Raw genomic sequence first — 13492 nt, 5'->3', positions numbered from 1 at the left:
CGTGGCCACCCCCACCTTGTGGTCCCGACCGTCGTCCGGTCATCTTCGAAATTGCGTTTCCGGGGACTGTTTGGATCGTTCGCACTTGAACGTGTCCGCACTCGAACCGGTCTGATCGCGGCCCGGTCCGGACTACTCTGGCCGGGTCCGTCGCGAGAACGGGTGCATCGCAGGCGGATCGTTCGGTTCACCGGGAGATCTGGGAGGTGCGATGCCATCGCGTCTGATGGTGGTCGGTGCGGGACCGGTCGGGCTCATGCTGGCCGGGGAGCTGAAGCTGGGCGGGGCCGATGTGGTCGTCCACGATCGGCTGCCGCAGGCGAGCGGTGAGTCGCGGGCCCTGGGCTTCAACCGCCGGACGCTCGAATCCTTCGCTCAGCGTGGCCTTCTGGAGGGCCTCGGGGAGTTCCGGCAGGGGGCGATCGGGCACTTCGGCGGGGTCCGGTTCGATCTCGGGGCGCTGGAGGAGGACCAGAGTGGGGTGCTGGGGCTCTCGCAGGCGCGCACCGAGCAGATGCTGCGCGAGTGGCTGGACCGGCTGGGCGTGCCGGTGCTGCGCGGCCACGAGCTGGTGGCCCTGGAGGACGAGGGCGCTCAGGTGGTCGCCGGATTCGCCACAGAGCAGGGCATGATCCGGGTGAGCGGCGACTACCTCGTCGGCTGCGACGGAGCGGGCAGCACGGTGCGGGCCCTGGGCGGGTTCGAGACGCTCATCGTGCCGCCCACCCGAGCCATGTGCACCGTCGAACTGGCCGGTGTGCAGTTGCGCCCCCGGCCGGTCGGCGAGCGGCTGCCCGGCGGCAACATGGTGGTCTGCACTCCGATCGGGCGGGGCCGGTACCGGATCGTCCTGCACGATCAGAGCCTGCCGATCGAGGGCCCGGACCTGACGTTCGAGCAGATCGGCGAGCGGTGGGAACGCCTCACCGGTGAGTCGCTGCACGGCGCTGAGGTGAGCTGGACGTGGCAGAGCACCAACCGCTACGAACTGGCGCGGAGCTATCGGCGCGGCCGGGTGCTGCTGGCCGGGGATGCCGCGCACGAGATGCCGCCGCTGGCCGCCTGGGGTCTGAGCGCGGGGATCCAGGACGCGGTCAACCTGGGCTGGAAACTGGCGGCCGTGGCCGAAGACCGGGCTCCGGACGAGCTCCTGCAGTCGTACGACAGCGAGCGGCAGCCGATCGGCGCGCAGCTGGTGCGCAACGCCCGGGCGGCGTCGCTGGTGTACCTCAGCGACGAGAGTCTGGATCCGGCGCGGACGGTCCTGGCCGAAGTTGCTCAGCACGGCGAGGCGGCCGAGCACCTGTCCAAGATCGTCAGTGGGCTGGGGGTGCGGTACGAGGTGGGGCCCGGCTCGCACGCGTTGCTGGGGGCGCGGCTGTCACCGGAGTGGGAGGTCGTCGGCGACCAGGGGCCGGTTCCGGCGGCTTACCTGCTGCACCCCGGCCGGGGGGTTCTGGTGACCACGTCGGAGCAGGACGCCGGGCTGCCGGGATGGGCGGACCGGGTGGACGTGGTGAGGGGCCGCTGGAGCAAGGGCGGCGCCGGGCTGACTGCGGTGCTGCTGCGGCCCGACGGGTACGTGGCCTGGACCGACCCGGGCAGCGGCTTCGACCTGACCCAGGCGCTGCGGCGCTGGTTCGGTCCCGCGAACGCCCCGGTTATGGCGGGGGAAGGCAGTTCTGGCGAGATGAACGGGGACAGCGCGCATGGCCACTGATGTGATCGTCGTGGGGGCCGGCCCGGTCGGGCTCATGCTGGCCGGGGAGTTGCGCCTGCAGGGGGTGAGCGTGCTCGTGCTGGACCGGCTCGCGGCTCCGGCCCGCCAGTCGCGCGGCGCCAGTTTCACCCGCCGCACGGCCGAGACCTTCGACCAGCGGGGGCTCTTGGAGCGCCTGGGTACGTCGGAGAGGGCGGATGCGCATTTCGGGGGCGTCCCGCTGAACCTGGAAGACCTGCCTGAGGATCACTACGCGGCACGCGGGGTACCGCAGTACCGCACCGAGCGCATGCTGCAGGAGTGGGCCACGGAACTGGGGGCCGAGCTGCGCCGGGGCTGCGAGGTCACCGACTTCGAGCAGCGCGAGAATGATGTGCTGGTGCGGTTCCAGAGCCCGGCCGGCCCGCAGGAGGTGCAGACCGCCTACCTGGTCGGCTGCGATGGGGCGCGCAGCATCGTGCGGCGCCGTGCGGGAGTGGGATTTGCGGGGCGCACCCCGTCCCGGGGGTTCCTCACCGCCGATGTCACCGGCATCAGCACGCGGCGCCGGCGCATCGGTGAGAACCTGCCCGACGGCAGCATGATCATGGCGATGGACCTGGAGAACGACGTCACCCGGGTGGTGGTGCACGAACACGGGATGGGTCCGCAGGATCGCGACACCATTGCCTTCCCCGACCTGGCGGATGCCTGGCAACGGCTCACCGGGGAATCGATCCACCACGGGAACTGCCGCTGGTTGGGGTGTTTCAGCGACGCCTCCCGGGTGGCGGAGCACTATGCCCAGGGCCGGGTGTTCCTGGCCGGTGACGCCGCCCACGTGCAGCCTCCGGCCATGGCGCAGGGTTTGAGCGTCGGGATCCAGGACGCGGTCAACCTGGGCTGGAAGATCGGTGCGGTGGTGAGGCGGGAGGCACCGGCCGCCCTGCTCGAAACCTACGAGAGCGAGCGTCTTCCCGTTGGCCGGCAGTTGGCCCGCAACGCCACGGCCGCGATCGAGTTACGCCTGTCCGGCCCGCAGATGCAGCCCCTGCGCGAGGTGATGACCACGCTGGCTGCGCTGCCGGAGGCCACCGAACACCTGGCCCAGATGCTCAGCGGCCTCGGCGTGCGGTACGACATGGGGCCCGGGCAGCATCCGTTGCTGGGCCGGCGAGTACCGCCGCAGTGGGAACTGGTTCACCAAGGGCAGCGGGTGCGACTGACCGAACTCCTGCGCTCGGGCCGGGGACTGCTGGTGAGCGCAGACCCGGCCGCCGCACAACCGTGGAGCGACCGCGTGGATCTGCCGGCCGGCACCTGGGCCAGAGGCGGCGAAGGCATGGAAGGGCTCCTGATCCGGCCCGACGGCTACGTGGCCTGGGCCGGGGACGATCAGGAAGACGGGCTGACGCAGGCTCTGGAGCGCTGGTTCGGCCCGGCGCTCCTGGACCGGGCGGCCTGACCGGCGTTGCCGAGAACGGCTCGGCAACGCCGGGCGACCAGCCCCTAGCAGGTGCCTCCGGCGTCGGTGGTGCTGACCAGGTCGGTGCGGCCGGTGAGGGTGTCGCGGACGTAGATGTTGAGGTTGGACTCGGCCGTCTCACCGGCGTCGAGGCCGGTCGCGCCGGACATGAAGGTCACGTAGCGGCCGTTGGGGGTGATGGCGCCGTTGAAGGCGCCACCGTCGGGGTTCGGCGAACCGTCGGGCAGGGTGTCCACCCGGTGCTGCGCCCCGGTCGCGACCGTGCGGACCAGCAGACCGGCGTCGTCGCGCAGCAGCACCTGGCGGCCGGCCTTGGAGATGTCCGAAGCGGTGTGGGCCGGGCCGCGCTTCTGTGCGGAGACGGTGCGGCCGGTGCGCAGGTCGTAGCGCCAGGCGCCGGCCGGGTCGTCGTACAGCACGAAGCGCCCGTCGGGGCTGAACTGCGGCCGGTTCTGGTAGGGGCTGTCGGCACTGCGCCGCGGAACGGCCGTGACCTCGCCGGTCTCGAGGTTGCGCACGTAGAACCCGGTGCCGCCGGCCTCTGCCTCCAGGTCGTCGGCCGTGGACGAGAACAGCACGTGCTTGCCGTCTGCGCTGATGTCCGGCCCGTAGGAGGTGCCGTTCGCGGCGCTGCCGTCGGCGGTGGCGCTGACCAGCTGATCGACGTCCGCATCAACGTCGCGCGCGTACACCAGCTGGCGGTTGGTGCTGCCGTTCTCGAGCTGGACGAACGACAGCGTGCTGCCGTCGGCGTCCAGCACGGCCGGGTCCTGGGTGAAGGACGGACCCTCGAAGGTGCGCTCGCCGGTGGTGCGGTCGTAGACCCAGATCTCCGCCTCGTTGTCGAAGTCCTCGGTGTCCTTGGAGAGATAGCTGATCCGGGTACCGTCGGCGCTGATGCTGGGCAGGATGTTGTTGCGTACCTGGTCCGGGTCGGAGGCGACGGTGGTGGTGCCGGTCTTGCGGTCGCGCAGGAAGATGGTGCGGTCACCGATCTCGCCGTCCGGGCCGTAGCCGGTGAAGACGACGTAGCGCCCGTTCGCGCTGATCTGCGGGTCCACGTTGTTGGTGGTGCCGAGCCAAGTCGGTGGGCACTGCTGGGCAACGGAGGGGGCGGCGTACGCCGTGACCGGGACCGACAGGAGCGCCAGACCCAGAACGGCCGCAGAAGCCACTCGGGTGGAACGGTGGAACGACATCCTTGAATCCTCCGTAAAGCGACAAGACGGACCATTCACCCATCGTCCGTAGGCCGGTCGCCGTTACTAGTTCTCGAAGTACACCGTCCCGAGATCGGGCTTCGTCCACCATGCCTCGTACACCACTTGCCCCTCGGAGCTGACCAGTTCGCTGGCATTGGTGATGGTCAGGCCCCGGCGGCCGGGTTCGCTGATCAGTTCGCCGGTGACGTCGGCGGTCCAGCAGATCGTGCTACCCCGGCGCTTTCCCGGGGTAGTGAAGTAGACCGTGCCGCTGATCGTGGTGCCCTCCTTAGGAGCTTCGTAGCGGACGTGGCTGGGTCCCCCTTTGCCCGCCGCCTTACGAGCGCGCTGGTAGAGAGCTTCGAGACGCTGGTTGCGCTCGGCTTCGGTTTCGGTCTTGCCTTCGGGGTCTTTCGCTTCAGGTACGGACGGTGTGCGCACCGGCTGCTTTTGGGCGCCAGTTGCGTCGGTGGGCGCCTGGCGCTTCTTCAGGACCGCCTGAACCTGGGCGCGCAGTTGTTCCGCCGTGACCTGTCCGGGGCGCCAGTGCAACGTGGCCAGGTAATCGAGGTCTTGGTCGGTGACGCCCTGGGTGGCGGTCAGCATCAGGCGGACCCAGGCGGCGCCGGAGATCTGCAGGTCGCCACCGTTCGCGGGCTGGACGACAGCGGCGAACAGCTTGCGCTGCGCAGGGGTGGCCTGGGCGAGCAACCGGTCCAGTTCGCCGGCCTTCTCGATGGCGCGGTCGGCTTCGGCCGGGGTCAGGCCGGGGACACCCAACCCGTGCTGGCCCGGGGCCCCAGCATTGGCTCGGTCCCCCTGGGCTCCTCCAGTTTGCCCACCCTGGCCCTGGACGCCGGGCTGCGCCCCGTCACTGGCACCGTCCGACCGACCGCCGTCCTTCTGGATGCCCGCCAGCCCGTCACCGCCCTGGACGCCGGTCTGGCTCCCTCCACCTTGGTCGCCTGCCTGACCGCCGATTTGGGCTCCGCCCTGACCGCCTTCGCCGCCAGCCCGGTCTCCCAGGACGCCGCCCTGGCCACCTCCACCCTGGCCGCCCACCTGACCGCCGCCTTGGGCTCCGCCCTGGCTCCCTCCGCCTTGGCCCTTTCCGCCCTGCCCGCCTCCGCTTTGGACCCCGACTTGGCCGGACTGCGCCCCTTTACCGTGTACCCCAGCCGTCATGTTGTCCTTGGAATGGCCGGACCCCGCAGACAGCGCCCCGGCCGCCAGGTTGCCCTCGCTGCTGCCCTTTCCAGCCGTCAGGGCTCCGGCTCCGGTGTCGTCCTTGCTCTCCCCAGCCCCTGCGGTCAGCACCCCGCCACCGGTACTGCCCTTGGACATTCCTACCCCGGCGCTGAGCGCGGAGGCCGAACTGCTGTCCTGAGAGAGCCCAGCCCCAGCCGTTCCAGCGCCCATCCCGGCACTGTTGGCCGCGGCCCCCGCGCCCACTGACCCGACTGCCTGCCCGGTGGAGTTGTAAACCACACCCGCGCTGACCGTCCCGTAAGTTGTGCCGTGCGAGTTGATCGAGATCCCCAGCCCGGCGTTGCCCGATCCGCTGCCCGAACTGAACAGGCCGATCGAGAGCCCGTAGTTGCCCGCACCACCCGCAGCGGCAGACGTCGTGCCAGGCCGCTTCTCGGGCGTTTTCTTGGCGGGTGACTTCTTCGCCGGCTGCTTCTTGACCGGTGACTTCTTGACGGGCGCTTTCTTACCGGGGGCCTTCTTGGCCGGCTGTTTCCTCGCGGCCTTCTTCTTCGGCTCCTTCTTTTTCTTCTTCTTGGACTTCTCGTCCGGCTTCTTGCCGTAGGCCTGGTAGGCGATCACGCCCGGCCACCGGGAGAAATCGCTCTCGCCGAAGGTGACGATCTCCCCGGACCCCACCGGGGTGTTGATCGGTGGGGCCAGGGCCGCGATCCGGGTACCGGCCCGCCACCCGTAGTCCTCGGTGATCAGCTGCGCGAGTTTCACGTACCCGGCCACCTTGTGCCGTTTCATCGGCGCCTGCTTGACCGTGGTGACGTCGTAGATCTCCCGGTTGGCGAAGTCGACGATGTCGGGCTCCAGATGGGCGGCCACGTCGACCCCGGCAGCTGCCCCGGCCTCGACCAGATCCAGCACACTGGAACGGACTTCAGGCAGTAGTCCTTGCCCGGGAACGGCGGGCACGCCGTGCGGGTCCGCGCTGATCCGGCGCCGGGTGCGTCCTTTGCCGGTGCGGAAATGCGTGATGAACTGCTGGATCTGACGTCCCATCTCCCCGCGGGCCCGAAGTTCGGTGAAGGCCGACCAGCCGCTGGAGAACTTGGAGCTCCCTCCGTGCGCCTGGTACCAGAACCGCGCCCGGGCCTCGGCCCCCATCCACCGGAACGGCTTGAGCCCGGTCAGGCGATGCATCGGCGGACTCGGCGGAATCAGGTGCGGCCCCCAGGGAGCCCGCCGCACGACACCCGACGCCGCACCCCGCGACTGCTGCATCACGTGGGTGAGTTCGTGGGCCAGGAGGGCCCGGCCGGAGCGGGTGCCCGGGGAGTACTGGCCGGCCGCGAAGACCATGTCCCGGCCGATGGTGAAGGCCCGTGCCCCGATCGAGGCCGCGGCCTGGGCTGCCCGCTGGTCGTGATGGACCCTGACCGGTGGGAGGGATCGTCCGAAGAGCGGTTCCAGTGAACGACGAACCCCGGCCGGCAGCGCTTGTCCCGATTTGGCGGAGCCCGCCGAAGGACCGGGGACGTTGTGCTCGGCCGCCAGCCCGGCCATGGTCTCGGCCTCGTGCTCGGCCTCGTCCCCAGATGATCCGATACCTGAGCCGGCCCGCCGGACCAGATCGAGCGGATCAACCGGTGGGTTCTGCGACCAAGCGGGGATCTGCTGCGCCACGGCCTGATTACCCACGCTCGCCTGCAACCCCAGCAGACCGGGCGGACGGCGAGACGGTGACGGTGCGGGGCCAGGCGGACGCTTGTCGGCAGTGGGCGCGTGGACCGGACCTGCGCGGAACTTGGTCATCCGGGACCTCCTGCGGCACTATGAACTTGGGCCGGAAAGGCCCTGAGAGAACGCAGGGTTCGGTCCAGCAGGCCGCGCACCCGTTGCTCCCCGGCCCGGTCCAGGCCCAGCCGGTTGGCGTGCAGATGAAGAATGCTGTCAGCGAGATCGTTCAGACCAGTGCTGCTGGTGCCGTCCGCGCAATGCGCTCGTAGCTGTGCCGTCCATGAGGCAATGGCCGAGCGCCGTTGTGCGAGAACCTCAGCTACGGACGGCCCCAGCGTCTCCCATGCCGCACCGATCGGATCCCAGGCGCCGGAGCGCAAGCAAGCCACGAGCGTCCTCAATTCGCCCTTGCGCTTTCGGAACTCGTCGCCACCGGCAGGGCCGGCCGAGGGCACCGCCGGAAGTTCGTCGTCCAGCAGGGATCCCAGCAGATCGGCGCAACTGAGCAGCGCGATCTCGGTCAAGTGTTCCGACCGGGGCCCGGTGTGGGGGAGTAACGCGGTAACGGCGAGGCTGTCGGCACAGGCGATGCGCTCGCACAAGGTGGTGGTGTCGGGTCCGCCGTAGCGCTCGAGTTCGCGTTCGTACGTCTCCAAGCCGAAACGGGTGCGCCGACCCGAGGCGATCAGGCTGGCGGCACAGGTAGTCAGCTGGGGTAGCGCCAGATTCATCAACAGCTGAGGGTTTCCGTGCAGGCGCAGGCGTAGATGGCGGTCGGGGTCGCTGTAGCGGACGAAGAACCAGCCGTCGGTGGGCAGTTGCTGCAGCAGGTCGAGCAGCGGGCCGGTGAGCACATCGTTCTCGGTGTGCCCAGGGCCGGACAGGGTCAGGTACAGCCAGTCCGAACCGGGTGGCCGCCGGCGGTCTTCCTCGTTCCAGGAAGGACGTACCGGCAGTCCAGGGCGGGCAACCGCAGTGGTGCGGACCATGGGCACGACGAGTTCGACCAGGTGAGGGCCGTCCGGGCCGGGCAGCCAGGCCTGGTCCGGAGACGGAAGGGCTTCCTGCAGATAAAGAGATGTGCCGGAGAGGTGTTGGAGGTGTTCGGGTTCGTCCAGGTCGAGCAGGAGCCGGTTGTCGCCGCTGCTGAGTTGCACCAGCCGGGGTACCTGCCACTCACGACGCCAGGCCGCAAACCGTTGTGGGGAGCGAGCAACGCTGGCATCCAGCCGCCATCGAGCCGGGGCAAGCACGATCCGCCCACGCCGCACCCGGGGCAGGAAGGGCAGCGCGGAGGCCGCACCCCAGCTGAACGGGTTGAGCGGAGCAGCGCTGTCCTCGGCCAGGTCCATCAGGGCCCGGCCGAGCGGTGAAGCGGCCGACGGGTTGAGCATGTGATTCCAGGCCGGCACCACCGGCCGCTGCAGCCGTTGCGACCACAGCTGAAAACGTCCGCCGACCAGGGCGACCGACAACTCGTCAACGTGCAGCACCCGCTCGGGCGGCAGGGAGGCAGGCACTCCCACCGGGATCTCGTACTCCCGCACCACCGGACGTACCGCGACGTTGGCGGAGCGCTCCCTCACCGGCCGGTAGACCAGCTCGGCCACGACCGCGTCGGGCTGAAGAGCCTGCTCGGCGCAGGCAGCCTCGGTCAGGAGATCCACCGCCTCAGAACCGAGCAGGTCGGCGAACCGGCCGAGCCCCCGCCCGGCCGCCTGCCCACCGAGATTCGGGCCGATGCTCAGCAGATAGTCGCCGCGGTCGAGCGCCTCCCGATCCGCCGCCGCTACGAACAAGCTGAGTTCCAGAGAGACCGGAAGACGCTCGCTCGCAGGTTCGGGCGCGAGTTGGTCCAGCAGGTCGTCGGTCAGTTCGACCTCGGTGCGGCCGGTGCGGATCGCGGCGGCGGCCAGATCGGTCAGGACCTGGGTGTGCGTGCTGCGATGGTTGTGGCTGCCGCCGGGAGCACCCAGCCCGGTCCGGGGATCGAGGAGTTCCAGAAGGGGCACGCAGCGCCTGCCGTAGCGGGTGTGGAAGGCGCTGCGGTAGCCGGACAGGGGGTCGTCGTGCTGGTCGGGGTCAAGCCGTAGGAGCAGTTCGGCGGCCTGGGTGGCGTCGTCGGCCAGGCGACGGGTGATGCCTCCGCTCAAGGGCAGGGCCGAGTCGACCTGGACGTCGGCCGGACCGGCCTGCAGGGTGGGCAGGAGCCGGCGCAGATCGGCCAAGGAAGCAGGGATAGCTGGATCGACCGCGCGACAGGCAGTGGCCAGGCCAGAAAGCCGGGCTTCCCAGTCCGGGGAAAGAGACCGCAGGGCGGCGCGGATCGCGTCCAGCGGGTCGCCGGCCAGCCCGGGCACGATCTCGGGCAGGAGGAAACGTTGCTCGACGAGATCCTGGACCAGACGCTCGACCCGGTCGGCGGTGACTTGCGTAAAGGACTCGGACAGCAGGCGAATCAGGTCGGCCCGGCGGATCGGCGTGCGCGCCAGGGTCAGGGCCTGCCGAACCGCGGCGGTGGCACGGACCGAGACATCAGGCCGGCCGGCGGCACCCCCGGTTCCCGGGTCGCTCAGGTAGCAGCGATCGGCCCGCTGCAGCACGCAGGTGTTGGCGTACAACCGTAATTCGTTCTGCAGCAACGGTTCGTCGGCCAGTTTCTGGGCGAGGCCGGTGAGCCAGGCCAAGTCGGGACGCGTACGGCTGGGTCGTTCCCGCTGGGTCACCTGCAGGTCGGTGCGGGACGACCACGGGGCCAGACCGATCGCCGCGAACGTTCCGAACGGGGTGGGCCGGGTGGACGCTCGGATCAGGTAGCGCTGGAGCGCAGCCCGGGCCCGGGCATCGGGGTTCTCCACGGCCGACAGGTCCGGGGAGGCAGCCGCTACGGCGAAGCGGAAAGTGCTCTCGCGCAGCCAGCGGCGAGCTGACCCACCGGTGGCCGGGAACACGGTGGCGGGCAGCAGCGGAGCCCGGACCATCACCCGGGACAGCGGCCGGTATCTGACCCTCATGCCAGCAGAAAAGCCCGGTCCCAGGCCGGATCAGCAGTAGCGGGGACGCCAAGCAGGGCCAGGGCGACTCCGGGTGCACCGTCCAGCAGCCCGGGATGATCCACCCGCACCTGCCCGGGCTCGACGGCTCGCACTCCCAGCACTGAATCCGCCTCAAAGCCCAGCGTGAGTTCCTCGCGAGCAACCCGGGCCGCGGCGGTGATCTGCGGGTTTGCGGTGTCGGCGGCGAATCGGGCCAGGATCTGCGCCAGCCCGGCGGTGCCGTGACAGAAGCCCGGGGTGATCAGCTGCCAGTCGGCGACCGGACGGTTGGCGACGGCCCGAATCGTCCTCAAAGCAGTTTCCCGCCACAACGTCTCGTCGCAGGCCACAGAAGCCAAGTAGAGGCTGCGGGCCACCCCGGGTGCGCCGTAACACCAGGCGGCCCGGCCAGGACCACAACGCTGAGTTGCCGTTGACGAACCCAAGGGCACGGCATCAGGCCAGTCGGGCGCTTCCGGAGTGCCGCTGTGGTGGGCCACGAGCCAAGAAGCAGCGGCCTGAAGCGCTTCCCGGGCCCGAGGCACCTGAATCCCGGCGGTCCAGGCCAGCGACAGGATCGCCAGCGGTCCGGGGACTCCGTGCGCCAGGCCGCAGTTGTGATGACCGTTCGGGTAGCTCTCCAGCAGCGGCCCGGCCGAACGCTGCGCGGGAGTGTGCCAGGCCCGGGGATCGCTGCGGTCGGCGAGCAGACGAGCCAGGGTGCCCAGCGCCAGATCCAGGCTCGCCCGTGCGTCTGGGCAGTTCGGTTCGGTCTGCGCCCGGGTGAGCAGGTAGGCGGCCAGCCCGGTCAGTCCGGAGACGAGATCCAGGTCATGAGCCGCAGTGCCGGGGCCTGCCTGCAAACGATGGACGGTGGCGCGCACCGGTGCGGTCAGCGTCGAGTCGATCTGGGCCAGCAGTCTTCGGTAGCGCTCGCGTCCACCCGAGAGCCGGATGGCCGCTAGCCCGGCTCCGGCCAGGCCGGAGATCAGCGAGACGTCGTGGGGTGCGGCGCCGGCGAGCGCGGTCTGAAGGTGCTCGTGGCCCGCCCGGTCCCAGCCTTCGTCGGGGCGCTGCTGGTCCATCTCGGCGCACAGCAGGGCGATGCCGGTGTGGCCCTGGGCCAGGGAGATCGGCTGCCACTGCTGGTACTCGGCGTACTGGGACTGCTGGGCGGCGGACTTGACGGCCTGGTCCAGGGTGGTGCGGTCGGCGCAGCGCCGGGCGATCTCCAGGGCTGGGTTCATCACGGCTCCTGACAGCCGGAGCGGCAGGTGAAGCAGTGGGTCTGGGCGTTCGTCGGCCCGCACAGTTCGTGGCAGGTGCGGCGGCAGGACTCGCGGCAGGTGGCCCGGCAGGTGTTCGGGCAGGTCGCGCCGCAGGTGTTCGCACAGGTGTTGGCGCACGTGTTGGCGCAGGTGGCGGGGCATCCGGTCTGTGGGCAGGTGGCCTGGTGGGTGTCGCAGGTCTCGCCGGGGACCTGCCGGGTGGTGGGCAGATGCAGGTCGGGGGCGGCGGCTGGGGTCAGTTCGCCCCAGACCAGGTCCAGGTCGAACTCGTCCAGCAGATCCGGCTCGACGCCGTCAGCGGGCGCCATCGGCGGGCTCGCTCTCGGGGGTGCGCTGTTCCAGTTCGGCCAGGCGCTGTTCCAGGGCCTGGTTGGCGGCGCGCAGTTCGTTCACCGCCCCGACCAGCACCCCCGCGAGCCCGGCGTAGTCGACTGCAAGGTGACCGGCATCGTCCCCCATCGGCAGGACCAGTTCCGGAAAGGGCCCGGCCAGTTCCTGCGCCAGAACCCCGGCCTGGCGGCGTGGATCGGACTCGGGTGGTGCCGTGGTGGGTGTGAACGTCACCGGGCGCACCTGGCTGAGCCGGTCGGCGACGCCGGACATCTCCACCACGTCGGTCTTCAGCCGGGCGTCGGAGGGGTTGCAGAAGGTGTTGGCGCAGATCGTGCCGACGACCTGCATGTCGAAGGCCGGGCTGCTGGTGTGCACGCCGACCCGGCCGCCGACGAAGGAGTTGCCGGTGACGTTGAGGTCGGCCGCGGCGCCCCCGCCGACGTGCACCGTGCGGCCGGTGCTCCAGTTCAGGTACAGGTCGTCCGGGTCGTCGTTGGTGAAGTGCTTGCCGAACACGTGACGGGTCTGCAGCACCGCGTCCCCACCGGCCCCGACGATCACCCCCTTGCGGGCCTGGATGGCGTCGAACGCCGCGTCCACCCCGGTCAGCGCGCCGCCCAGATCCACGGTCTGGTTCATCACCACCGGCCCGGCCAGCTCGGTACGCCCGGCCACCAGCAGGTTCTCGGACGAACTGAGGTCACCGCTCACCGCGAGCCCGCCGGCGGCCTGGAGGAACCCCTCCAGCCGGATGTCTGCGGTCTCGCCCGCGATGGACAGGGCGGTGCGCAGCGTGCCGGAACCGGTCAGCAGACGGAGGTCGACGCCGCCGTCCTCGCTCGCGGTGAGCTCGGCGGCCAGGACGTCCTGCACGCTGGAACCCAGCTCCGCGGGCCGGGTCAGCTCGAGCCTCCCGGCGCGGGCACCGGCGGTGCGTCGAAGTCCGACGGTGAGGGTTTCGACCGTTCCGGAGTTGAAAGTGACGGAGGCCAGAACGATTTCCTGCGTGTTGTCGACGAAGGCGCTGGGGTCACGTAGGCGCAGCCAGGGGGCGTGGCGCAGCACCAGGATGCCGGCCAGCACGTCCTCCACCTCGCGCCAGGTCAGGGTGAGGTTCCAGTCGCCGGTCAGAGCTGTGGTGTCGAAGGTCAGCCCGCCTTCCGGCACGGGCACCGTCGGGATCAGCTGGACGCCGGGCCCGGCATTGGGGTCTACGATCGCCCGCCCACCGGCCGCCAGCACGACAACCCGGCCGGCGGCGTCCACTGCGGTGCCGGGGTTGACGGTCAGCCCGCTGCTACCGACGGTGGCCGTGACCTCGAGCCCGCTGACGACGCCGGGGGTGACCAGGCCGGTGTTGCGGGCCCGGTCGGCGGCCAGCAGGTATTCCTCGAGGTCGAGCTGGGACTCGGCGCGCGCGGTCGAGCCCGGCCGAGGCGTCGGGGTGCTCTGGCCGACGTTCCAGTACTGGGTCCGGGTCAGGCCGCTGCTCATCATTTCCTCCGTCGTAC

General features: G+C 70.4%; 8 protein-coding genes. 2 read left to right on the top strand and 6 right to left on the bottom strand.

Annotation, left to right across the window (positions count from 1 at the left end; genetic code table 11):
- The first annotated feature begins 211 nt into the window (after nt 1-211).
- Together LR394_RS34180 and LR394_RS34175 are read left to right on the top strand one after the other, a co-directional pair.
- Complete coding sequence (locus LR394_RS34180) at nt 212-1720, top strand: FAD-dependent monooxygenase (protein WP_231448774.1); 1509 nt, start codon at nt 212-214, stop codon at nt 1718-1720.
- The gene (locus LR394_RS34175) at nt 1710-3164 is read left to right on the top strand and encodes an FAD-dependent monooxygenase (RefSeq protein ID WP_231448773.1); all 1455 of its coding nucleotides are present in this window, start codon (nt 1710-1712) and stop codon (nt 3162-3164) included. The genes LR394_RS34180 and LR394_RS34175 overlap by 11 nt, the downstream gene beginning before the upstream one ends.
- Nucleotides 3165-3208: 44 nt before the next feature.
- Here the strand turns inward: LR394_RS34175 and LR394_RS34170 are convergent, their stop codons facing one another.
- The 6 genes from LR394_RS34170 to LR394_RS34140 form a co-directional block, all read right to left on the bottom strand.
- Complete coding sequence (locus LR394_RS34170; protein ID WP_231448772.1) at nt 3209-4384, bottom strand: TolB family protein; 1176 nt, start codon at nt 4382-4384, stop codon at nt 3209-3211.
- A 66-nt stretch (nt 4385-4450) separates the two neighbouring features.
- Complete coding sequence (locus tag LR394_RS42370; RefSeq protein WP_269330228.1) at nt 4451-7399, bottom strand: eCIS core domain-containing protein; 2949 nt, start codon at nt 7397-7399, stop codon at nt 4451-4453.
- A complete protein-coding gene (locus LR394_RS34155) occupies nt 7396-10338 on the bottom strand; it encodes a lantibiotic dehydratase (protein ID WP_231448771.1) in 2943 nt (980 codons plus the stop codon). The genes LR394_RS42370 and LR394_RS34155 overlap by 4 nt, the downstream gene beginning before the upstream one ends.
- Nucleotides 10335-11606: a lanthionine synthetase C family protein gene (locus LR394_RS34150; RefSeq protein WP_231448770.1), complete on the bottom strand. Its 1272-nt coding sequence runs from the start codon at nt 11604-11606 to the stop codon at nt 10335-10337. The genes LR394_RS34155 and LR394_RS34150 overlap by 4 nt, the downstream gene beginning before the upstream one ends.
- Nucleotides 11606-11956: a hypothetical protein gene (locus tag LR394_RS34145; RefSeq protein ID WP_231448769.1), complete on the bottom strand. Its 351-nt coding sequence runs from the start codon at nt 11954-11956 to the stop codon at nt 11606-11608. Before LR394_RS34145 ends, LR394_RS34150 begins: the two co-directional genes overlap by 1 nt.
- On the bottom strand, nt 11943-13475 hold the full coding sequence (locus tag LR394_RS34140; protein ID WP_231448768.1) for a tail fiber domain-containing protein: 1533 nt from the start codon (nt 13473-13475) through the stop codon (nt 11943-11945). The genes LR394_RS34145 and LR394_RS34140 overlap by 14 nt, the downstream gene beginning before the upstream one ends.
- Nucleotides 13476-13492: the final 17 nt, after the last annotated feature.

Origin of the sequence: Kineosporia babensis (genome assembly GCF_021129305.1) — a bacterium.
Lineage (GTDB): Bacteria > Actinomycetota > Actinomycetes > Actinomycetales > Kineosporiaceae > Kineosporia > Kineosporia babensis.
This window is presented reverse-complemented; position numbering and strand designations above follow the sequence as displayed.

Coding starts and splice junctions, on each gene's coding strand:
- LR394_RS34145 (WP_231448769.1), bottom strand. CDS start 11,956: ATGGCGCCCGCTGACGGCGTCGAGCCGGATCTGCTGGACGAGTTCGAC.
- LR394_RS34140 (WP_231448768.1), bottom strand. CDS start 13,475: ATGAGCAGCGGCCTGACCCGGACCCAGTACTGGAACGTCGGCCAGAGC.
- LR394_RS34175 (WP_231448773.1), top strand. CDS start 1,710: ATGGCCACTGATGTGATCGTCGTGGGGGCCGGCCCGGTCGGGCTCATG.
- LR394_RS34150 (WP_231448770.1), bottom strand. CDS start 11,606: ATGAACCCAGCCCTGGAGATCGCCCGGCGCTGCGCCGACCGCACCACC.
- LR394_RS42370 (WP_269330228.1), bottom strand. CDS start 7,399: ATGACCAAGTTCCGCGCAGGTCCGGTCCACGCGCCCACTGCCGACAAG.
- LR394_RS34180 (WP_231448774.1), top strand. CDS start 212: ATGCCATCGCGTCTGATGGTGGTCGGTGCGGGACCGGTCGGGCTCATG.
- LR394_RS34155 (WP_231448771.1), bottom strand. CDS start 10,338: ATGAGGGTCAGATACCGGCCGCTGTCCCGGGTGATGGTCCGGGCTCCG.
- LR394_RS34170 (WP_231448772.1), bottom strand. CDS start 4,384: ATGTCGTTCCACCGTTCCACCCGAGTGGCTTCTGCGGCCGTTCTGGGT.